The organism is Rhabdobacter roseus, assembly GCF_014202275.1.
In the GTDB taxonomy this organism is placed as follows: domain Bacteria; phylum Bacteroidota; class Bacteroidia; order Cytophagales; family Spirosomataceae; genus Rhabdobacter; species Rhabdobacter roseus.
Window position 1 is genome coordinate 194,315 of the sequence record NZ_JACHGF010000008.1, and the last position, 23,229, is coordinate 217,543.

Sequence of the window (23,229 nt, forward strand, 5' to 3'; positions counted from 1 at the left end):
ACCAGGTACTTTTTTAGGATTTGGGCCGGTACGACCAACTGGACCGTGCCGATGCGAAGAAAGAAAAAAAGCCCCCGAGGGGTACTTTTTCGCCACCGAAGGGGTACTTGGTCAGGTACTTTGCTTCTTTCTTAAATTTGATTTATTTCTATAAATTAAAAAAAAAGTACCATAGGTCTTGATTTTTGTTTGAAAGCCATCTAGTTTTGTAGTGTTAAACTTAGTGCGTTAAGTAAGAAATGAAAAACACCTCTACCCGTTGGTTTATCGTTGGTTTGCTGTTTGTCGCCACCGGTCTTAGTTTTTTAGACCGGCAGGTACTTTCCATTGCGATTATCAAAATCCAGGAGGAGTTTCATATTTCGGACGTCCAGTACGGCTGGGTGAACACCAGCTTTCTGGTAAGCTACGCGCTGATGTTTACGCTGGGTGGTCGGCTCATCGACAAGGTAGGCAGCCGCACCGGCCTGGCGGTGTCGGTAGGATTGTGGTCGGTGGCCAACAGCCTGCACGGTGTCATGACCAACTTCACGCAGCTGATCACGTTTCGGTTTTTGCTGGGCATGGGCGAGGGCGGTTGCTTTCCGGGCGCGGCCAAGGCCGTGTACGAGTGGTTTGATAAAAAAGAACGCGCCCTGGCCAACGGCATCGCCATCGGCGGTTCGGCCATCGGGGCCGTGGTAGCGCCGCCGCTCACCATCTGGCTGGCCAGTACCTACGGCTGGCGCGGCGGCTTCATCATTCCCGGCCTGGTGGGTATTGGGTGGGTGGTGGTGTGGCTGCTCGTCCCTTGGAAAAAAAGTACCCCGGCGCCCATTGAAGTAAGGGTTCCGGAAGAGAAAAAAGCCAGCATTCCTTTCCTGACCATTCTCAAAAACAAGTACACCTGGGTGTTTATCCTGATCCGCTTCCTACTCGACCCCGTATTTTACTTCATGATGTTCTGGATTCCCAAGTACCTCAGCGAGGTCCGCAACGTGTCCTTCGAGCGCATCGGGGGCTTGTTCTGGATTCCGTTTTTGGCGCTGGGTATTGCCAATATTCTGGGCGGTTGGTTTTCTGATGGATTAATCAAAAGAGGCTTTTCGGTGGGCAAAGCCCGCAAGACCGTGATGGGGATCGCGGCGGCCCTGACGCTGGTCGCGCCGCTCATCGAATGGGTCGGCTCGGTGGGGGTGGCCATCGCGCTCATGGCGGGGTTCATGTTTGCGCACGGCTTCTGGATCACCAACTACATTACCTCCATCTCGGATATTTTTGGCGAGCGCGCTACCTCCACCGTGGTGGGGCTTTCGGGCACGGCGGGTGCCGTTTCGGGCCTGATCCTCAACCCGCTCATGGGCCTCATCATCCAGAACTACTCGTACCAGCCGCTCTGGATTGCCTCCGGACTCATGTACCCGCTGGCGTTTGTGGTGCTGCTGCTTTTTATCCCTACCATCAAACCCTTTTTTGACGAAACCAAGCCAGTACCCATCGACGGCGACGGCGATACCGTGCGGCCTTTGCGGGTGTAACAGGGGTACTTTAAAAAATTTTAGCGTTTCAAACTTAGTGCACTAAGATAGATAACTTGACAACTAAATCTACGAAAATGAAAAATGAGTATCTGAACGAAGTGGCGTCGGAAAGTCAGTCTACCCTCCAGAAACGAAAAACCACCCGCCCCCGGATTGGGGTATTTGGGGTAGGGTACTTTAAGTACTGGAGCCAGTTCGACGGGCTACTGGACGCCATGCTGGCCAAGCAGACGGTCTTTATCGAAAAGATTCAACGAAACGCCGAAGCCGAAATCGTGGATTTTGGGCTGGTAGATACGGTACAGAAAGCCTACGAGCTGGTACCCCGGCTCAATGCCGCTAATCTGGACCTGGTATTTTGCGATATGCTTACCTACGCTACCTCCAATACCTTCGGTGTAGTGATCAAAAATAGTAATATTCCGATAGTACTCGTAGCACTGCAACCCGACAAAGCCATGGACTACTCGCGGGCCTCGACCTACATGCAGCTCTACAACGACGACATCTGCGCTCTGCCCGAATTTGCAGGCGTAGCGGTACGAATGGGTAAGCCCGTCCCCGAAATGATCATCGGTACCCTGCACGATGACGCGGCCGCCGAGGCAGAAATTGAAGAGTACTGCCGGATCGCGGCCGTGCTGCACGACCTCAAAACGGCCCGCATCGGCCACATTGGGCACCCCATCGAGTCCATGCTGGACATGCACTCCGACTCCACCATGCTCACGGCGCACTTTGGGGCGCACATCGTACAGTGCGAGGCGCACGAGATCGTGACGCAGTACGAGCAATCAACGCCCGAAGAAATAGAACCCGTGAAAGAACGCATCCTGGATTTTTTCGACACGCCCGATCCTGTTTCGGACCCGATTTCGGAAAAACTCCGCGATACCGACTTGGAAGTAGCGGCGCGGGTGACCGTGGCGCTGGAAAAATTCATCCACGAGCGTGGCCTGGACGGTCTGGCCTACTACTACGAAGGGCCGGACAACAGCGTGACGCGCACCGTGATGTCCAACCTCATTGTGGGGAATTCACTGCTGACGGGCGCGGGCTTCCCGATGTGCGGCGAGTCGGACCTGAAAACCTGCTTTGCGATGCTGATTATGGAACGTTTAGGCATAGGCGGTAGCTTCGCCGAGTTCCATCCGGTCGACTTTGTGGAAGACTTTGTGCTGGTGGGCCACGACGGTCCGCACAACGTGGCCATTGCCGAAGGAAGACCCGTCCTGCGCAGCCTCAAAAAGTACCACGGGAAGCCCGGCTTCGGGGCGGGTGTGGAGTTCAAGATCAAGGAGGGGCCCATCACGATGCTGAGTATCAACTCCACCTACGACGGGAAGTTCAAGTTCATCATTGCCGAAGGGGAGTCCATCGAAGGGGCCATACCGCCCACGGGCAACACCAACACGCGCGGCTTTTTCAAGCCCGACGTACGGACGTTCCTCAAACGCTGGATGAAAGAAGGGCCCACGCACCACTTTGCACTGGGGGTAGGGCACCACGCCGCTACCATCCAGAAAATAGCCAACTACCTCAACCTGGAGTCGGTCATCATTGCTCAATAACCCGTAGTTTATACACGTACTATTTATACTAAATCCTTAACCCCATGAAACATACATGTAGGAACCAGTCGGCGCTGCATCTGATCTGTGCCCTGTTGAGTCTTTTGCTAAGCGTTGGGGAGCTTTCGGCCCAGACGAAAAGTACGGTGAGCGGCCGAGTAACTTCGGAAGAAGACGGGGGGGCGCTGATTGGGGCGACGATCACCGAAAAAGGAACCACCAACGGCACGACCACGGACGTAAACGGCAACTTCCGGCTGGACGTAGCCTCTAACGGTACGCTGGTGTTTAGTTTTATCGGTTACGATGCCCAGGAGATCCGGGTTGAAAACCGAACTACCCTCAACGTGATCCTGAAGGCCGACCAGCAGCAGCTGCAAGACGTGGTGGTGGTGGGCTACGGTACCCAGCGCAAGAAAGACGTCACGGGCTCCATCGTGAACCTGACGACCAAAGACCTGGTACCCATTCCTTCGGCCAACAGCTTCGACCAGATGATGCAGGGGAAAGTAGCGGGGGTGCAGATCACCCAGACCTCCGGCGCACCGGGCGGCAACGTCAACGTGCTCATTCGCGGGGTCAATTCCATCACCGGGGGCAACCAACCGCTGTACGTGGTGGATGGCTACGCCATTGGCTCCGGCGGCGGCGGCTCGGACCTGACCAACTACAGCTCGGGCTCCTACTCCACCAGTGGCATCGTCAACAGCAGCGGGGTCAACCGCGTGAACCCGCTCAGTACCATCAATCCCGCCGACATCGAGTCCATTCAGGTACTTAAGGACGCTTCGGCCACGGCCATCTATGGCTCCCGTGGGGCCAACGGCGTGGTGATTATCAACACCAAGCGGGGGCGGCAGGGGCGGTCCAGCATCAACTTTGAGCATTCGACGGGTATTCAGGAAGTGGCCAAAAAGCTGGACCTGATGACGCCCCGGCAATACGCGCAGTTTGTGGCCGACGGCCGCGACAACGCCTGGGTGTTTGCGGGGGGCAATGCCTCCGACCCCAACAGCGTGCGCAGCACGGCCACGCAGGTGAAGCCCGAATTCCGGAACCTGGACCAGTTTGCCAACGAAGGCTACGGTACCGACTGGCAGGACGTGATTTTCCGGAAGGCCGTGATACAAAACTACCAACTCTCGGCCATGGGCAATAAAGGCGATATGAACTACTTCGTGTCGGGTGGTTTTCTGGATCAGGACGGGATCATCATTGGTTCTACCTTTAAGAAATTCAACCTTCGTACCAACCTGGACGTAAACCTGACCCCCCGGCTGAAGCTGGGTGCCTCCGTGGCCGGTACGCATTCGTACGGCGACTTTGCCCGGGCCGAAGGCCACCTCCAGCACCGGGGATTGCTCTCGGCGGCGGTCGCGAGTGACCCCACCATTCCGATCTACGACGCCAACGGCAACTACTACTCCGAATTTTCGAGCCCCACGGGCATTCCCGTGGAGCACGTGCTGCTGATCGCGGATGAGTTTTCCGACAAGCGTAAAAATTCCAACGTATTCATGAACAACTACGTTGAATACGAAATCGCCAACGGGCTGGTCCTGAAATCGTCGGTGGGCGTGAACTACAACAGCAACCAGACCCGGCTCTGGAAATCGTCGAGAATCGGAATCGCCACCAGCCGCACGGGTGCGGCCATTGCGGGCGTCACCAAGATCAACAGCCTGAACTGGCTGAACGAAAACACGCTCAACTACCGGCGGCGGGTGAATGAAAAGCACGACTTCGACGCGCTGGTAGGGTTTACGGCCCAGAAAAACACCGACGATATTTTGCAGGCCGGGGCGTCCGACTTCCCGACCGACGATGTACCTTACCTGGCGGCGGGGGTAGTTTCTACCGGCACCGACTACATGAGCGAGTGGTCCATGCTTTCGTGGCTGGCCCGGATCAACTACTCCTTTGGCGATAAGTACCTGCTCACGGCCACCATTCGCCGCGACGGCAGCTCCCGCTTCGGGGCGCAAAACAAGTGGGGTACTTTCCCTTCCCTGTCTGCCGCCTACCGGGTTTCGGAAGAGAATTTCATGAAGGGGATTTCGGCGGTGAGCGATTTAAAAATAAGAGCCAGCTACGGTATTTCCGGCAATAACCTCATTGGCAACTACGCCAGCCAGGGCTTGCTAGGTATTGCGCGCACGGTGGTGAACGGACAGGTGGTGTCGGGCATTACGCCTTCCAGCCTGGCCAACGACCAGCTCAATTGGGAGAAATCGTTCCAGACCAACCTGGGCCTGGACCTGGCGCTGTTCCAAAACCGCGTCTCGCTCACGGTTGATGCCTACCGCACGCACAAGAAAGACCTGCTGCTGACGGTCACGCTCCCGGCGGCTTCGGGCTTCTCTACCTCCCTGCAGAACATCGGGGAGCTGGAAAACAAAGGCCTGGAATTTACCCTCAATACCGAGAACATCGCCAAGGGTAGTTTTCGCTGGAGTACCGACGCCAACCTGAGCTTTAACCGCAACAAGGTACTGGCCCTGAACGCCGAAAACGCCCGGATCAATACCTCCGACTACCAGGTGGCGCAGGTAGGGTACCCCATTTCCAGCTTCCGGCTCCTGAATATTCTGGGGGTATTCCAAACGCAGGAGGAAATCCGGGCCAACCCGATCCAGCACCCGCGGGTACAGCCCGGCGACTACCGCTTCCAGGATGCCGACGGCAACGGGACCATCACCCAGGCCGACCGCACCATCGTGGGCAATCCGTGGCCCAAATTTACCTGGGGGATGGGCAATCGTTTCTCGTTCAAAAACCTGACGCTGAGCGTGAATATCTACGGCTCGCAGGGCAACGACATGTACTTCCAGGGGGGAGAGGTGTCGCTCAACGGGGCGGGTGTACAAAACCAGCTGGCGATGGTAGCCGACCGCTGGCGCTCACCGGAAGAGCCCGGGGCCGGGGTGATTTCCCGCGCCATCCGCAACGACTACGCCTTCGGCTTCAGCGCGGGTACCACCAAGTACCTCTTCGACGGCTCGTTTGTGCGCATCCGGAACGTGAACCTTTCCTACGCGTTCCCGCGGACGGTCACCGACAAGCTCAAGCTACAGGGGCTGGCCGTGTACGCCGACGGTACCAACCTCTTCACCTTCACCAAGTACCCCGGCTACGATCCGGAAGGAAGCACCGGTGGGGATAACATCGGCCGCACGGGCGTGGACTTCTTTGCCTACCCCAATCCACGTACCTATACGGCGGGCCTGCGCGTAACCTTCTAATGATGATACCTACCTTCAAATCATACGATCATGAAAAATAAAATCATAGCGGTACTACTGATGATAGGTACCTTGTCATCGTGCAGCGATTTCCTGGAGCTGAGCCCGGAGCACCTGATCAATAACAACAGCTTCTATAAAAATCAAAACGATTTTGAACGAGCGCTGCTCGGGGCCTATAGCAACATACGCGGACTCTACAGCAATAGTGCCGCTATCTACGCGGCCGAGCTCACCTCCGACAATGCCGAGATCCACTGGTCTTCGCCCTCAGTAGACGAAATGCAGTTTGAACAGAATAGCCTTACATCCACCAACGGAACCGTGCGGGGGATTTGGAATACCTGCTTGTACACCATTTCACGATGCAATACCATTTTGAGCCGGATCGAGGGGGTGTCGTTTGACGAAACGGTAAAAAATAAAATCATCGGGGAAACAAAGTTCCTGCGGGCCTTCAGCTATTTCTACCTGGTGCGGCTGTACGGAGGTGCTCCCGTGACCGACCAGGAATTTACCAGTCCGGGCCAAATCAACGCCACCGACCTGTCCCTGAAGCCCGCCGCGGACGTATACCAGGTCATCCTTAGCGACCTGACGAGTGCCGAAAGCCTGCTGCCCACGGCCCTGAATTCCGACAAGACTAAGGCTTCGCAGGCCACGGTAAAAGCGCTACTCGGCAAGGTACATTTGACCATGCGCAACTACGAGCAGGCCGCCGCCAAGCTCAAAGAGGTGATCGACGTGAACCAGTACTCGCTCGTGCCCAGCTACGGGAGTTTGTTTTCGGCGGGCAATAACAACCGCGCCGAGTCCATCCTGGAGATCCAGTTTGTGCGGGGTATGAATTTGGGCAATAACTTCTCGGCGCTGTTTACGCCCGCCATTACCAGCATGGCCATTTTTCCCAACAACCTGCAAGGCTCGGGCCGCATTACGCCCACGCTCAGCCTCCTCAATGCCTACGAACCCGGCGACGCCCGCAAGGCGGTGTCGGTGCGGGACTCGGTGGCGCTCATCAACGGCGGCCGCACCTACGCCCGCCACGCGCTGAAATTTGTGGACTGGAACGCCATTGCGCTTTCGGACGGGAGTGTCACCTTCACGGTACTTCGCTACGCCGACGTGCTGCTGATGTACGCCGAGGCGCTCAACGAGCTGGGGCAAACCACCGCCGCCCTGCCGTATATCAACCAGGTGCGGCAACGCGCCGCTTTGCCCGCCCTGACGGGCCTGAGCCAATCGCAGCTTCGCCTGGCCCTCGAACGCGAGCGGCGGGTCGAGTTTGCGTTTGAAGGCCATCGCTGGTTCGATCTGCTGCGCACGGGCCGCGCCCGCGAAGTCATTAACGCCTTCTACACCAGCCAGAACCTCAACTTTTCGGTGGCCGAATACGAGCTGCTGTTCCCGATTCCGCTGGCCGAAATTGAGCTAAATCCGGCCCTGGTGCAGAATCCGGGCCACTGACCAGCGGAGATGATGAGCGAAAGGTACTTTTGTATGCCAAGGAAGTACTTCAATAGCCCAACCTGAGGGCGGTTGTGCCACCGTGCCGCCGTCCTTAGGTACTTCATATTTTACCCGAACATCCTATTCCCTATGCGTTTGCCTTACCTACTGCCCCGTATCGTTTCCGTTCTGCTGCTGCTGGCGCTCGGCCTGCCCGTATTTGCCCAGCCCGTGGATTCGCCTTTGAAGGGTAAAAATTTTAATAATATTACGCTGGAGGCGTCGCTCAAACCCTTTCGTAAAAATGACAGGGCGTACATCCGGGAGGTAGCCACGGAGCTGTTTACGCAGTGGCATTCGCTGCTGCGCCATACCGATACGGTATCCGTCATGCTCTGGACCAGCGATGGCTCCGAAATCCTGGACTACAAAGGTACCTTGGAGCAGCCGCTGGAGTGGGCCCGGTACCTCGGCAACCCCAATACCAACCACGAGGTAGGCTCGGGACCGGAGGAGCTCTCGATCCACGAGCGCGCGTACTTGTACCTGGAAAATCCGCCGGTGTTCAACTACGGCGATCTGAAATTTATTGTACAGGCCCTAAAAGAGGCTGGGCGTAAAGTAACGGGCAAGCCTATTCTGGTGGGCGCTACCTTTGATCCGGGGCCGGAATTTGCCAAGTCGGAGTTTAAGTACAAAAAACACCCTGAGATCCTGGGCGGCAACGCCATGGGCCACAAAACCTTCGTGAGCTGCTACTCGGTACTGAAAGCCGACCAAGAAGCCTACGCGGGTTTTCCGGGCGGCATTCCGGCCAACACCCCCTTTGGTACCTTCTTCGGGCGGCAGAGCCAGCATTTCCTGACCGACCTGGGCTTCGACTACATCTGGTTCAGCAACGGCTTTGGCTTTGGGGCTGAGGGCTGGTCGGCGACGGGCGCTATTTTTACGGGCAAGAATTTTGAACAAGAAAAACTCGACGACGCCACGGCCAAGATCGGGGCGTTCTGGCGGCTTTTTCGGCAGGAATGCCCCGATTTCCAGATCCAGACGCGGGGTACCAACCTGTCGGTCGGGGCAGACCTGGCCCGCGACGCCGTGGACCTGAAGAACATCTACCGGGGCAACTTCAACATGCTGCCGCCACCCAACTCACCCTGGGCGGCGCTCGACGGCGACTTTGGCCTGGAAATGGTGGGTTATATGTCGCGCGTGGCCGAGCTGCCCGACAACCGCTTTCCGTTTCGGTACTACACCCACGACCCCTGGTGGCTCAACAGCCCCTGGCTCGACCGCTACGGCCGCGAACCGCACGACATCTACCTGCCGATGGCGGTTAGTAGAATCGACGCCCAGGGGAACATCGGGGTACCTACACACCTGAACTTCCTGACCGTCGACGATTCGTACGGCAACATGCCCACCCAGGTACCCGACGAAGTGACGCCCCACATCCTGAAAGCCCGCTACGACCTGCCCACCGCGCCGGGGCCGCTGGTGTGGGTGTACCCCTTCGACGAGTACCACGCCTGGGCGCACGAGCACAAAGACCGCCTGCCCGAGATCTACTACGGCGACTGGTTTGTGCGGCAGGCGATCAACAGCGGTTTGCCATTGAATACGGTTATTTCTACGACCTCTTTCCAAACCGTTTTTGCGCAAAAACCCGAATTATTCAAAGAGTCGGTGCTGATGACGATTGCGCCCGAGGCGGAGTCGGCGCTGGAGAAAGCGCTGATGACCTTTGTGGAAAAAGGCGGTAAGCTCATCGTGTTCGGTCCGGTGGATCATTCCAGCGAAGCGTTCATGCAATTTCTGAATCTACAAAATAGCGCTCCACTCGAAGGCGATTTTAAGATTAAAACCAACTACCTGCCCGATGTACTCGAGCAAGCGTACCCAACCGTGCTGACGCACCGCGCGCTTTTCAACGGCGGCGGTCTGCGTACTACCCTCCAGAACCGCCGGGACCCGGCCACGAAGCTACTCGTGCAGCTGGAGCAGAAGGGTACCTTGCGCGACGCCGCCTGGGTGCGAAGCCAGCCGCAGTGGAACGGCGGCAAAGTAGTGTACCTGCGCGGTACCAACTCCAGCAGCTTCACGGGCGGTCGCCTGCTCACGCCCGACGACCCCACCAAGGTCTTTATAGGACCGCTGTACCTTCGCTACGTGTTGCAGGAGTTTGGAATCCATATCGCCGTAGACAAGCAAGATCCGAGCGTCAAAAATCCGGTACTGACGGTGGCGCGCTCCCACAATGCCTTTGTTTTTTCGGGCTACCAACCTAACAGTACCGTGAAGCTGCGCTTTCGGATGCCGCCGGGCGCGCCGCTGCTGCTCGGGCTGGAAACGCGCCTCGACCGCGGGCACTCGTCCTACGTACTGCCCACCGCCTGGAACCGTGAGTGCCGCGTCTTCGTGGAGCAAAACGACGGCATGGTGTCGTTCAAGGAGCTGCATTCGGGGCAGAAGGGCATCACCAAGCGCTATCAGGTCTCCGGTCTCAAAAACGCCACCGTGCGCATCTACGCCGAAGACCACGTGACGGCCGAGACGTTTCATGCCTACGTCAACGCGGGCTACCCCTGGAAAACCGGCCAGGTACCTTTCAAGCCGGGCGACGAAAAGCTGGGCAAGCACTTCGTGGTCGAGAACGTAACGGGCACCCTGGTGGTGTCGTGGTAGGTACTTTCAAAGTACCCCTTGAAACCCAAGTACCTTTTTCCTAAACCCTGAAACTCATGAAAGTACCTTTTGCTAAAATAGGTCTGAGCGCGCTGCTGCTGGGAGGTTGGCTGGCCTCCTGTACCCAAACGGCTCCTACCGACGGTACCCACAGCCTGAAAACGCTCCAGGAGGGCTTCCAAAACCCCACGGGAACGGCCCGCGCCAAGGTGTATTGGTGGTGGCTCAATGGCTTTACCGACTCCACCCGGATCGTCGAAGAGCTGCGGGCCATCAAGGAAGCCGGGCTGGGCGGGGTAGATATTTTCGAGATCGGCTTCCGGCCCGACGGCGTGGTACCGGCCGGTCCGGCTTTTATGGGCGACTCGTCGCTGAACCATATCGTACTGGCCATCAACGAAGCCACGCGGCTGGGCCTGGAGGTAGGGCTGAACCTGGCCAGTAGCTGGAACGCGGGCGGAAGCTGGATCAGCGCGGAGCATTCGTCCAAGTCTTTGTACGTAGCCAAAACCCGCGTGAAAGGCGGAAGCAATGCCACGATCCAGGTACCTTTTCCCGAGGTACCTAAAGTGGATGACAAAGGCAAAGCCAGGCTGGTGGAATGGGCCGCGGACGGCAAGCCCGTGTACCGGCAGGAGATTGCCGTGCTGGCCGTGCCGGTAGGCGGGGGTACTTTTCTGGACACCACCCGGATCATCGACGTATCCAGGTACCTCGACGCCACGCGCGACGAACTCCGCTGGCAAGTACCCGCGGGCGCGTGGGAGATTCAGCGGTACGTGTGCTCCAGCTCGGGCGAGCAGCTCAAACTACCCAGTCCCAACTCGGTGGGGCCCATCATCGACCATTTCGATTCTTCCGCCACGCGGGCGCACTTCATGCACTTCATCAACCGCCTCCAGCCCCGGCTGGGCGATTTCCGCAAAACCGCCCTGAAAAACTTCTACCTGGCGAGCTTCGAGGCCACAGGTACCATCTGGACGCCCACGCTGGAGGCGGAGTTCCGGAAAATCAACGGCTACGACGTACATAAATTCCTGCCGTACCTTTTTGACCAAACCGCTTTTGAACCGGCGGTGGCGGCCCAGTTCAAGCGCGACTTTGACCTCACCATTTCGGAGCTCATGATCAATAATCATTACCGAAAAGGCAAAGAAATTGCCAATAGCTACGGGCTCAATCTGATTTCGGAGTCGGGCGGACCGGGGCCGCCGCTGCACAACGTACCCGTGGAGGCCATCAAAGCCCTGGGCGCGCTGGATGTACCCCGGGGAGAGTTTTGGATCAACCATGCACGTTACGACAACACCCCCGATAGCATTGATTTGTTAATGTTGGTAAAAGAAATTGCGGCGGCCTCGCATACCTACCAGCGCAAGATCACCGAGCTGGAGGCCTTCACGAGTTTTCAGAACTGGTGGGAAGGCCCCGGCGACATGAAGCCCATCGGCGACCGCGCCTTTTGCGAAGGCATGAACCGGCCCGTCATCCACGGTTTTACGCACAATCCGCCGGGGATGGGCTCGCCGGGGATTGTGTACTACGCGGGTACCCACTACAACGACAAAACCACCTGGTGGCCCAAAGTCAAGCCCTTCAACGACTACCTGGCGCGGGTGTCGTACGTACTTCAGGAAACCGACTTCGTAGCCGACGTACTCTACTACTACGGCGAGCAGGTACCTAATTTTGGTACGCCCAAAAATACCCGCTTCACGGCGGGCGCGGGCTACGACTACGAACTGATCAACACCGAGATCCTGCTGCGGGACCTTCGCGTGAAGGACGGCCTACTGACGCTGCCCTACGGAGCGCAGTTTAAGGTACTGGCGCTGGGGGAAATCACGGGAAAAAATCCCGCACTCCTGAAAAAGCTCGAAGAACTGGCGCGGGCCGGGGCCATCATAACCGGTGCCAAGCCCACGGCCCTGCCAGGTACCAGCCAGGCGCTGGCCGATGCGCTCTGGCAGCCGGGAGGTACTTTTACCAAAGAGCAAATAAAGCAGGGAAAAATCTTCAGCGCGCCCGTGCCGCAGATCCTGGCCGCGCTGGGAAGTACCCCCGACTTCGACTACCCCGACAAGCAGTCGGAGCGCCTGGACTACCAGCGCCACAGTCAGCCCGTGCTGGACTACATTCACCACCGTAGCGGAGCATTGGACTTTTACTTTGTCCGTAATACGCGGCCGGACTGGGTGTCGCGGCTGTGCTCGTTTCGGCAGGTGGGCAAGGTACCTCAGCTCTGGGACCCCGTGACGGGCCAGATCCTGACGATCCCGATTTTTCAGACGCAAGGTACCCACACGCAGGTACCCCTTACGCTGCCGCCCTACGGCTCGTACTTTGTGGTGTTTACCAACGAGGCCCAGCCGAAGGTACCTTACAGCGCGGTGGCGGGCCAGCCGCATCCACCACGGCTGCGCTATACGCCCGCCGGGGTGGAGTTTCTGGAGCAAGGTACTTTTGCCCTATACCAAAACGGACAAGCCAGGAGCGTACAAAGTACCCCGCGCGCGCAGCTGCTGGAAGGTACCTGGCAGGTGTCGTTTGATCCAGCCTGGGGTGGGCCCGAAACGACCGATTTCCCTAAACTGATCTCCTGGACTACCTCCGCCGACGAGCGCATTCGCCACTACTCGGGCGCAGCTACCTACCGCCAGACGTTCAGCTACCCGGTACCTCCGGCTAAAAATGAGCGCGTGTACCTGGACCTGGGCGAGGTAGAAAAAGTAGCCGAAGTGTGGCTCAATGACCAGCCGCTCGGTATCAGCTGGACCCGCCCGCACCGCTTCGACCTCACGCCGTACCTGCGCCCCGGCGAGAATAGCCTGCGCGTGGAGGTGATCAACACCTGGGCCAACCGCATCATCGGCGACCTTACAAGTACCCAAAAGTACACCAACACCAACGTCAAAGAGCGGGGCTCCCGGGAGCTGCTCTGGACCGAAACGCCCCTTATCCGGTCGGGGCTGTTGGGGCCCGTGACGCTACAAACCATTCAGCCAGTCCAATGAGTTTATTCCTGAAAAAAAAGATCTTTTCCTGCGCGTATGTACTGGCCCTGGCCGGACTGGTAGTCGCCTCGTGCAGTCGTACGTCGACCGAGAAAAAGGCTTCGTTGGCGGAGCTGAAGAAAGGTTTCCTGAACCCCACGGGCACGGCTCGCGCCAAGGTATACTGGTGGTGGCTCAATGGCTACACCGACACCCTGCGGCTCCGCGAAGAGCTGCATGCCATCAAGGAGGCCGGGCTGGGGGGCGTGGATCTGTTCGAGATTGGCCTGCCGCCCGCCAGCGACCCCAATCAGCTCATTCCGGCCGGGCCCGCCTTCATGAGCGACTCGTCGCTGCGGGCCATTGCGTTTGCGCTCCGGGAGGCCAAAAAGCTGGATCTGGAGGTGGGTTTCAACCTGGCTAGTAGCTGGAACGCCGGAGGTAGCTGGGTGGAGCCTAAGCACGCCGCCAAAACGCTGTACTTCTCCAAAACGACCCTGACGCCGACTGTCCAAGGTACCTTGTCGCTGCCGTTCCCGACCATCCCGCCCGACCGCCAGGGGCGTCCGCGGGCCATTGTATACGGGCCTGACGGCAAGCCTGCTTACTACGAAGAAGTGGCCGTGATCGCCGTACCGGCCGGTGCCCGAAACCTGGCCGATACCAGTGGCATTCAAAATATCTCAAACTACTTTAATCCTAAAACCGAAACGCTTTCGTGGCAAGCTCCGGCGGGGACTTGGGATATTTACCGCTACGTGTGCTCCAACTCGGGCGAGCAATTGCTGCGCCCGTCGCCGCGGTCGGCCGGGCCCATCCTGGACCACTTCGATTCGTCGGCTACGCGCATGCATGTCACGTACTTCCTGGACCGGCTCCAGCCGCTCGTGGGGGATTTTAAAACAAGCGCCCTGAAGTACCTCTACCTGGCCAGCTACGAGGCCAAGGACTTTGCCTGGACGCCCACCCTGCCCGCCAAGTTCCGGGAGCTGCACGGCTACGACATCTACAAGTACCTTCCGGCCGTGTACGATCAGGAAGTGTTCAGCACCCCCACCACCGAGCGCTTTAACTACGATTTTGCCAAAACCTACTCCGAGCTGATGATTCAGAATCATTACCGCAAAGCCAAGGAAATCTGCAACCAGCACGGCTTGCAGATCATCTCGGAGTCGGGCGGGCCGGGCCACATGCACCACATCCCGGTCGAGACGCTGAAGGCGCTGGGCTCCCTGGATGTACCCCGGGGTGAGTTTTGGTACAAACGCCCCTACTACGACAAAGACAGCGTGGATATGGTGTGGCTCGTGAAGGAAATCGCCGCCGCCTCGCACATTTATAAGCGGGGGATTGTGGAGGAGGAAGCTTTTACCAGCTACTGGGACTGGCAGGAAGCCCCCGCCGACCTGAAGGTTTTTGCCGACCGCGCCTTTTGCGAAGGCATGAACCGCCTCGTGATCCACGGCTTCACTCACAACCCCAGGGAGATGGGCTTTCCGGGGATTGCCTACTTTGCGGGCACCCACTACAACGACCGCCGCGTGTGGTGGCCGCAGGTGAAGCCCTTCAACGACTACCTGGCGCGTATTTCGTACCTTTTGCAGCAGGCGCAGTTTCAGGCCGACGTGCTATACTACTACGGCGACGACATCCCGAACCTGGTGCCGCCCAAAAACACGCGCTTCAAGGTAGGCGACGGCTACGATTACGAGATTGTCAATACGGAAATCCTGCTTCGTGACCTTACCGTCGAAAATGGCGAATGGGTACTGCCGGGCGTGGGGCGCTACCAGGTACTTAGCCTGGGCAAAGGCCACCGCGCCAACCCGCAGGCTGCCGCCAAAATCAAAGCCTTGCAGGCCAAAGGGGGCATCGTGGCGGGCGATGACATCCGGGCTTCGCTGAGTGTACCGCCTGATTTTAGTTACCAGGATGCCGACAAGGGTACTTTGGACTACATTCACTACGCCACCCACGAGGCCGATTTCTACCTCGTCCGCAACACGACCGACGCCTGGGTGTCGCGGGAGGTAGGCTTCCGGCAGGTCGGTAAAGTACCTGAGCTCTGGGACCCCACGTCGGGCCAGGTGGTACCTGTTTCTATTTTTGACCAACGCGAAAAACACATCCAGGTACCCCTGACGTTGGCTCCCTTTGAGGCGTACTTCGTGGTGTTTAGTAAACAAAAAGTACCCGCGCACTACACGGCCGTTGGGGGCGCGGGTGCGCATCCGCCGTTGCTGCGCTATACGCCGGAGGGGGTTCAGTTTTTGGAAAAAGGGGTAGTTACACTTAAAAAAGGAAACCAGGAAGAAAGCCTGGAAAGTACCCCCACCGTACAACCGCTGGAAGGTACCTGGAGCCTGCGCTTCCCGGCTGACTCCGTGGCCGCCACGACGCTGCAATCCTGGACCGACTTCGACGCGCCGGACATCAAGTACTTTGCGGGCACAGGTACCTACCAGAAAACGTTTGACGGGAAAAGTACCCCGCCGGGCCAACGTACCTACCTGGATCTGGGCGACGTAGCCGAGGTCGCTACGCTGTGGCTAAACGGCCAGCGGGTAGGTACCTCCTGGGCGCCGCCGCACCGCTTCGACGTCACGGCGCTGCTTCGGGAGGGCACCAACCAGCTTCGGGTGGAGGTGGCCAATACGGAGTCGAACCGCCTCACCGGCGACGCCCTCACCGGCACGCAATTCACCAAAACCAACATCGTGAAAGCCAACAAAAACCTGACGCCCTGGGGCGAAGTACCCCTGAAGAAATCGGGACTGCTGGGGCCGGTGACGTTGCAGGGGGTTAAAACGTTTTCGCCGCGGGCTGAATAGGGTTGATGCTCGGTATTAGAAAAGGGATGTATCTATGAAGGGAAGAGCAGATCTATAAATGCCTGCAATCTCAGGATTTGGATACCTCTGTAAGGGCTGAGGGCTAATAGGTCGTTTTTGTTGCCGGTGATCAAGTATTGAGCCTGGGCATCGATGGCTAGAGATAATAAATAGTTGTCGTTTGGATCGGGACTATCCGTGACCACAGTCGTTGGAACAATGATGGTCATACGTGCTTTGAGTACATCCAGAAAAATGGCAATGTCCGTTGGTGTGACGTACTTTCTGAATTTCTCCCGGTAGGCTACTTCGCTTAGTTCTGTAAGTAGTGTTTGATCGGCAAATAGTTCAATATCAGGATGATCTAACACCAGTTTTAGTTTGTCCCGGTGTTTTTTACCAATCAAGGCACTGATAAAATCGTTGGTATCAACTACAATTTTCATGCAGTATCTACTAGTTATTGATTTTGTTTTTCGCGCCGGTAAGCCTTTATTTCTGCCATGATTTCCTCCTCCGTGATTTCGGGCTCGGAATGGGGTAGTTGGCTATCCATTTTGTCCCACAAGTCGCGCCAGGTGGGCGGATTGGCTTTAAGGGAAATGATTCCCAGATCAATTAAGTCGTCAATAAGCTTTTTAGCTTTTGGGTCTTTGATCTCGATGGTGAGTATTTCCATGGGTAATTGCATTTTTGTTTTTATCAAAGTTAACGATTAATTCTGTCAAAATGATTTGTCGTACCTATCTACCATCAGGGCTACTATCGCTGACGCCCTGGGGCGAAGTACCCCTGAAGAAATCGGGGCTGCTGGGGCCGGTGACGTTGCAAACTATTTCCCTACATCAACCATGAAACTTCCCCTGATCCTGCTCCTCACGCTGGGCCTGATGGTACCTGCCGGGGCCCAGGTGGCCGAGCCCGCTAAGTACCTGGCCGAGGTGAAAAAAGAGCTCACGACCGTCTGGCCCAAAAACCGGACCATCAACCTGGTGTTTCACGGGCACTCGGTACCGGCTGGGTACTGGCACGACCACGAGGTACATACGCTGGAGTCGTACCCGAATTTGGTGCTGAAAAAGCTCAAGGAAAAGTACCCCTATGCGGTTATCAACGTGATCGTGACGGCCATTGGGGGCGAAAATGCCGTTAAAGGCGAAGCGCGCTTTGCCGAGCAGGTACTGAGCCACCGGCCCGACGTCCTGTTTATCGATTACGCCCTCAATGACCGCTTCGCCGGGTTGGACAAAGCCAGTGCCGCCTGGGAGAGTATGGTCAAACAAGCGCTGGACCAACAGGTGAAAGTAGTGCTGCTGACGCCCTCGCCCGACCAGCGCCTCGACCTCCTCGACCCCGCCAATGCGCTGGAGCCGCACGTACAGCAGACCCGGGCGCTGGCCGCTAAGTACCACACGGGCCTGGCCGATCCGTACGAGCGGTTTCGAGAAGTGGCCCGCGCCGGAAAGCTGAAAGCGTACATGTCGCACGTGAATCATCCCAACGAAGCCGGGCACGCCATCATCGCGGAGGAACTACTGAAATGGTTGGTGGGGCCTTGACGAAAGTACCTCCGTAAGTACCTCCCTCGGGCGAAAGTACCTTGGAAAGTACCCCCTGAACTACCCTTCGGTGGTGCTGTCGTTGTAGTCGGGATTGGCGATGATCGCAAACTTGTATTTGTCGCCGCGGTAGTAAGAGCGCTCCACCTCCACCACCTCGTGGCCCTGGCACACCACCGCGCTGTCCAGAATAAACATGGCCGTGGCTTCGGTGAGCTCAAAGTTGTTTTCCGAGGCGTGCGGCGGCATGATCTCCACGCTCAGGGTCTGCTTCACCTCGTCGATCTTGAGGTGGTAGGTACTTTCGTATACTTTAAAATACGAAATCTCAGTGGGCATTTTATTGATCCGCGGGCAGAGCGTGAGCGAAATGTACTTGATCTCGTCCTTGATGATCTCGTCGTCGGCGTAGCGGAGCTGGTGAATCTTCAGCACCGGCCCGTCGATGATAAAATGCTTGCCGCCAATCTCGGACGAGATACCATCCTGCAAAATGGTCTTTTCCAACACCAGATTTTTGGGCTTGAAGCCTTCGGCAATGAGGCTTTCGTGGAAGCCGCGCCGCGTGGCGTAGATGGAGCCGAGCGTCCGAATGAGATGGTGGTCGCTGGTGCGGTTGAGCACGAAAGTACCCTTGCCCTTGATGCGCCGCGCCCAGCCCTTAGACTCGATGTCAAGCAGGCTTTTCCGGGCCGTGGTGTTACTCACCTTGAAGTTCTTAATGAGCTCGTTTTCAGAAGGGATTTGATCGCCGGGCTGCAATTCGCCGGACTTGATCCTTTCGATGATATTCTCACTAATGGAGATGAACTTCGGTGTCGTCTTGGTCATTCGGTCTGGATTAGCGGTTTTAGTACGAAAGATAGCCATTCGCACCCGGCCGCCGAAACGGGCTGACTACGAATTGTGTAAAAGTAAAAAAATGCGCCGAAACATACACAAGCTACCGCATTTTGGTGCGCAGAAGGTAGTCTGGTCAAACCCGCGAAAACCAAAGTACCCCCGGCGGAGGTCGTTTCGCCAGGGGTGAAAAAAGGTGGAGGTACTTGGCGAAAAGGCCCGGCTACCGCTGGAAAGTACTTGGCAGTTTGGGTTTCCTTTGTATTTAAATCATCCGGTGAGCCGGGGCCGTAGGTACCTGTACCTAGTTTTTGTCTTTGTTATAAATTTCCCTGATGCAGAGGTACTTGTCGCTTTGTTTTTCAAATACCACCATGTACTTTCCCGTCAGGACCACCGTGCCCGCCGCGTCGGTAAACGTGGAAGTACCTACCTCCGTGACCGTATTTCCTTCCGAAAAAACATCCTTGGTTTCAAAATACACGTGGGAGTACGCCTGGGTTTCGGCAAATTCCTGCTCCTGTGCGGCCCGGATGGCCGCTTTGCCCGTCAGGGCGGGAGCGCCGTCGGGCATGCTTACGGCATCATCGGCGTACAGGGCCATGAGGGCGTCAATATCTTTGGCGTTCAGGGCGGCGGCCCACTGGGTTTCTACGTCCTCGATGTCCGTCAGGATCTGGGCTGTCTGTTGCGCGGTGGTTTGGGGGGGAGTTTCTGGCTTGGCCTTGGGCTCACAGGAAGCCAAAAGTAGGGCGGCGGCCAGGGTACTGAGTAGGATTGACTTTCTCATGATTAGGGGGTAGTTGGGGTAAGGTCGCTCCAGGCGACCCGTGGGTTAGTTGGAATACGTATAAGACAGGTCGGAGCGGAGGTGCGCCGTTTTCTCTTCCACGCGAATGATTTTTTTCGTAAGCTCGGCCCAGAGGGCTGGCCACTGCGCGGCCAGCAAGGTATTATTCTGGCTTTGGAGCTGGACGAACTCCTGGGCGTCCTTGGCGGCTTCTTCCACCAGGAAGTAGTTCTCGCCCGCCCCGAACCGGCTGATGTAAATGTTGTAGTATAGCTTCGAACTTTTCTCTACGTACAGCTTTTTAATTTTTTCAACCACCGCTCTTACGGCGTCCTGCTCGTGGGGGGCATAGTAAAAATAGCTGTACTTGCGGTAGGGCTTTTCCTGCGGCATAAAGGCCACCCCTTCGGGCATGTAGGAGAGCGATTGGCTGCGTACCAGCAGGTAATCGCGGTGGCTGGGGTAGCATTTATTAAAAGCCGTAAATAGCTCCTGAAAGGCTTCTTTACCCATTTTTTCTACCAGGGGTTCCAGCGGGTCGCGGTCGAGGGAGGCCATGTTTTCAATGGGTACGATGGTAAAGTACTTGAAATCTTCACTTTGAATGACCGTGTAGTTATCCTCAATTTTGTGCTTTTTAAGCTGGGTCAGCAGCTCCTTCGAAACGTTTTCGTAGGCGTCTACCATGCCGGGGTACACCGGATCTTCGTGAATGTAGAGCAACTGTGACGTGGGGGCTGCCTGGCCGTAGACCAAAGAGCCAAAAGAGCAAAGGGTCATCCACAGCGCGAGGCCGGGCTTCATGATTGTTTTCATACGAAGTAGTTGGGGTTTGATGAAAAAAAAGGAAATAAAGTACGGGTGAAGAAGAAATGGCGGAACGTGGTTGGGATGAAACACCAGGTACTTTAAGAGCGCCACCCCGCGGGCTTCCGGATGCCTGGTAGCTAGGCTCCTGGTATCCGGAAGCCGGGTGTCATCCCTGGCATTTAGTTAAAGGCAATGAGCGGGCGGGCGTCGCTTCGGCCGGGGTAGTGTTGAGGTTGATGGCTTTTTGCTTCACTTCTTTGCCGTTTTTTACCTGCACCGAATACTGGCCGTCCTGTAGTTGTGAGAAATCGAAGCTGCGGGCGTAACGCTGGGTGAGGCGGCCTATCAGTTCTTCGTGCAGTATGTCGCCGTGCTGGTTCAGCAGCCTTACAACTACCTTTTCGCCCGCTTTTTTCTCCACCATCAGCTGTATTCTCATGGATTGCTGAATCCGGTACATGCTGAAATCAAAGGTACCGGCCGGTGGGTTTCCGTGGGTTGTGAGCTCGTTTGCTTTGGGCTTTTGCATCGCGCTCAGGAGCGCAGTAGCGGGCAGCTTATGTACGTTGAGGTAGTTGGTGCCCTGTCCGAATTTCTTGCGGCGCAGGTCGGCGTACGAATCGGGGCCCGTGATGCGCTGGGCCACCGGTTGCTGGTAGTGGCTTATCGGGGCGCTGGTGACCGCTTGGTTTTCCAAGGGCTGGTTCGTTTCGTTTTGCGCCAATACAGAGGCGGAGGCTACTAAGGCTACCATCAGGGCCATTCCGGAATTTTTGAGCGTTTTCATAGTTTTGATGCGTTAGGGGTGAAAAATCATAACCGGTCGTTTCCAGGAGGATTTCAACCGGGGTTGATCTCACATCCGAAACGATACATCAAAAGTAGAGGGCCGCTTGTTGCAGGAATTGGCCTATATGGTCAAAGGAATGGCGTATTGTTGCGCAGCGGTAGTTTATTGTTGCACGCAAGCAAGCATTAAAACATAAGATGCTTTAATTGAAGAATTTAAATACTCGTTGGTAAAGAAAGAAGACTTAGCGGAAGATGCGGGCGATGAGCTTTTTGTAGCGTTCATCGGCCTCGAAACCTACGAGCCAGTCGCGCACGATGGACTTAAAAAACAGCATGGGTGGTTCGTGGTTTTCGATGGCCGCCTCAAAATACACGCAGGCGGTAGTGAGATCACCCGCGGCTGCATGAACGATGCCTATGTCGTAGTGGGCCACGGGCTGTTGCTGGTGGAGCGCTTCCAACTGCCCGATGATCCCGCGCGCCTTGGCGTCCTCGCCCGACAGCCCGTACAACACCCCGCAGGCACTCAGCGTAAGCCCCGTGTAATTGAGGTCGAGCGCCGTTTGGAGCGCGAGGGCGGCCTCGGCGTATCTTTTTAACGTAATTAAGTTTAGCCCCACGATGCTGTGCCCACCCCAGAAGGCAGGCTCGAGGGCCATAAGCCGCTGGCCCTGGGCTATGGCTTGTTCAAAATGACCGGCCGCCCAGTATACGTAGCCCGCGTAGTAATTGTTGATTAGCGAGAACGGCTCTTCCAAAAGAGACAAGGCCGCCATCTCTTCCGCTTTGGCGTGGTTTTCCCGGATACTCCAGTACAAAGCGTATTGTCCGTAGACCTCACCGATATTCCAGCTAAATTCAAGAGCTTTTCTGAACGAGGCCGCCGCCCGCTCGAAATCCCAGGCGTACAGTAGCTGCATCCGGGCCGTCGCCAGGTAGCTCTCGGCGATGCCGTCGTCCAGCTGGAGTGCCCGCTCGGTGGCTAGCTTCATCGACGGCAGGGACTGCTCGGACGGCAGGTGGCGATAAAACCACATATACAGGTAGCAGGAAGCCATGCCAGCGTACGCGATGGCGTAGGTGGGCTCTACGTCAATGGCCGCCTGGTAGTACCCAATGGCCTTGGTAAAGGCGTCGGCACCGTCAAATTTGTTGTGGTAGTAGCGCCCGTGCAAGTACAGCTGGTACGCGCTGTGGTTGTTGGTATATCGTTTCAGTACCGTCTCCTTGTCTTCGCCCAGCAGCTGAATTTTGATTTCTTTCAAAATGGCCAGGGCCAGTTCATCCTGAATATCAAAAATATCCTTCAGCGTTCGGTCGTATCGTTCGGACCACAGATGGTACCCATCCTTTACGTTGATCAACTGCGCCGTAATGCGCAGCTTTTGATCGGACTTCCGCACGCTTCCTTCCAGAATATGATCCACATTCAGCTGCTCACCAATGAGCCTAATATCCTGATTCTTCCCCTTAAAAGTAAAGGAAGAAGTACGCCCGGCTACTTTTAGGTTTGGAACGTGGCTAAGCACGTTGATGATTTCCTCGGTTACGCCGTCGGTAAAGTACTCCTGCTCCTCATCGTTGCTCATGTTGACAAAAGGCAGCACGGCGATGGATACCTGCGGGGTTGGGGCGGGCCGGGGTGTTTCTTGGCGGCTAAGTACCTCTTTGCGGTACTCGGTAGGGTTCAGCCCAAAGGCATCGGTGAAGTACTTGCTGAAATTTTGCGGACTGTTGATCCCCACCAGGTAGGCCACTTCCGAAACGCGTAAGTCGTCCGTATTGGTGAGCAGGGATTTGGCTTTTTCCAGTTTTTTTTGCCGAAGGTATAGCGTCAGGGAGAGCTGCGTTTTTTCTTTGAGGATGCGGTGCAACTGCGAGCGACTCAGGCCCACTCGCTGGCAGATTTGCTCCAGCGGCAACATTAAATTTTCAAGATCTTCCTCGAGCAGAGCATCTAGTTTATCGATGACTCCCCTGGGCATGTGTGTCATAGGGTAGGGGCAGTAGGAGGCGCTCGGGTGCAGCGCCGGGGCAATATAAAAAATATCGGGATCAAATGGATGGATAGCCCCGTGATTTAGGGGAAGTTAGCGAGCTCGTTCCAGGTACCTCTAAAGCTACGCCGCCACTCCCAGGTGGAAGTG

At 56.7% G+C, this 23,229-nt stretch carries 15 protein-coding genes; 8 read left to right on the forward strand and 7 right to left on the reverse strand.

From position 1 onward, the window contains the following. Window positions 1–239 precede the first annotated feature (239 nt). From HNQ92_RS21155 to HNQ92_RS21185, 7 genes are all read left to right on the forward strand, one after another. Entirely contained in the window at window positions 240–1,517 is a 1,278-nt protein-coding gene (locus tag HNQ92_RS21155) for an MFS transporter (RefSeq protein WP_184177016.1), read from the forward strand. 77 nt (window positions 1,518–1,594) lie between these two features. Further along, complete coding sequence (locus tag HNQ92_RS21160) at window positions 1,595–3,091, forward strand: arabinose isomerase (protein ID WP_184177018.1); 1,497 nt, start codon at window positions 1,595–1,597, stop codon at window positions 3,089–3,091. A gap of 44 nt (window positions 3,092–3,135) precedes the next feature. Beyond that, window positions 3,136–6,333, forward strand: coding sequence for a SusC/RagA family TonB-linked outer membrane protein (locus HNQ92_RS21165; RefSeq protein ID WP_184177020.1), 3,198 nt, complete (start codon window positions 3,136–3,138; stop codon window positions 6,331–6,333). A gap of 30 nt (window positions 6,334–6,363) precedes the next feature. Further along, complete coding sequence (locus HNQ92_RS21170) at window positions 6,364–7,800, forward strand: RagB/SusD family nutrient uptake outer membrane protein (protein WP_184177022.1); 1,437 nt, start codon at window positions 6,364–6,366, stop codon at window positions 7,798–7,800. Between the two features lie 132 nt (window positions 7,801–7,932). Continuing rightward, the gene (locus HNQ92_RS21175) at window positions 7,933–10,467 is read left to right on the forward strand and encodes a hypothetical protein (protein ID WP_184177025.1); all 2,535 of its coding nucleotides are present in this window, start codon (window positions 7,933–7,935) and stop codon (window positions 10,465–10,467) included. 56 nt (window positions 10,468–10,523) lie between these two features. After that, window positions 10,524–13,481: a glycosyl hydrolase gene (locus HNQ92_RS21180; RefSeq protein WP_184177027.1), complete on the forward strand. Its 2,958-nt coding sequence runs from the start codon at window positions 10,524–10,526 to the stop codon at window positions 13,479–13,481. After that, complete coding sequence (locus tag HNQ92_RS21185; protein WP_184177029.1) at window positions 13,478–16,291, forward strand: glycosyl hydrolase; 2,814 nt, start codon at window positions 13,478–13,480, stop codon at window positions 16,289–16,291. Before HNQ92_RS21180 ends, HNQ92_RS21185 begins: the two co-directional genes overlap by 4 nt. A gap of 32 nt (window positions 16,292–16,323) precedes the next feature. Here the strand turns inward: HNQ92_RS21185 and HNQ92_RS21190 are convergent, their stop codons facing one another. Beyond that, complete coding sequence (locus HNQ92_RS21190) at window positions 16,324–16,737, reverse strand: putative toxin-antitoxin system toxin component, PIN family (protein WP_184177031.1); 414 nt, start codon at window positions 16,735–16,737, stop codon at window positions 16,324–16,326. A gap of 14 nt (window positions 16,738–16,751) precedes the next feature. Next, window positions 16,752–16,970 carry a hypothetical protein gene (locus HNQ92_RS21195; RefSeq protein ID WP_184177033.1) on the reverse strand — a complete coding sequence of 73 codons (219 nt, stop codon included), beginning with the start codon at window positions 16,968–16,970 and terminating at the stop codon, window positions 16,752–16,754. Between the two features lie 172 nt (window positions 16,971–17,142). Here HNQ92_RS21195 and HNQ92_RS21200 point away from each other — a divergent pair, with 172 nt between their 5' ends. After that, window positions 17,143–17,850 (forward strand): SGNH/GDSL hydrolase family protein, encoded by a 708-nt coding sequence (locus HNQ92_RS21200; protein WP_184177035.1) that lies wholly within the window; start codon window positions 17,143–17,145, stop codon window positions 17,848–17,850. A 60-nt stretch (window positions 17,851–17,910) separates the two neighbouring features. Here HNQ92_RS21200 and HNQ92_RS21205 read toward each other — a convergent pair whose 3' ends face one another. The 5 genes from HNQ92_RS21205 to HNQ92_RS21225 all read right to left on the reverse strand — a co-directional run bounded on the left by HNQ92_RS21205 (window position 17,911) and on the right by HNQ92_RS21225 (window position 23,076). Continuing rightward, window positions 17,911–18,681 (reverse strand): GntR family transcriptional regulator, encoded by a 771-nt coding sequence (locus HNQ92_RS21205; protein ID WP_184177037.1) that lies wholly within the window; start codon window positions 18,679–18,681, stop codon window positions 17,911–17,913. Window positions 18,682–18,994: 313 nt separating this feature from the next. Continuing rightward, on the reverse strand, window positions 18,995–19,480 hold the full coding sequence (locus HNQ92_RS21210) for a YybH family protein (protein WP_184177039.1): 486 nt from the start codon (window positions 19,478–19,480) through the stop codon (window positions 18,995–18,997). 45 nt (window positions 19,481–19,525) lie between these two features. Then, window positions 19,526–20,296: a hypothetical protein gene (locus tag HNQ92_RS21215; protein WP_184177041.1), complete on the reverse strand. Its 771-nt coding sequence runs from the start codon at window positions 20,294–20,296 to the stop codon at window positions 19,526–19,528. 160 nt (window positions 20,297–20,456) lie between these two features. Further along, window positions 20,457–21,077 (reverse strand): hypothetical protein, encoded by a 621-nt coding sequence (locus tag HNQ92_RS21220; RefSeq protein WP_184177043.1) that lies wholly within the window; start codon window positions 21,075–21,077, stop codon window positions 20,457–20,459. Between the two features lie 247 nt (window positions 21,078–21,324). Beyond that, the gene (locus HNQ92_RS21225) at window positions 21,325–23,076 is read right to left on the reverse strand and encodes a helix-turn-helix domain-containing protein (RefSeq protein WP_184177045.1); all 1,752 of its coding nucleotides are present in this window, start codon (window positions 23,074–23,076) and stop codon (window positions 21,325–21,327) included. Between the last annotated feature and the right edge of the window lie 153 nt (window positions 23,077–23,229).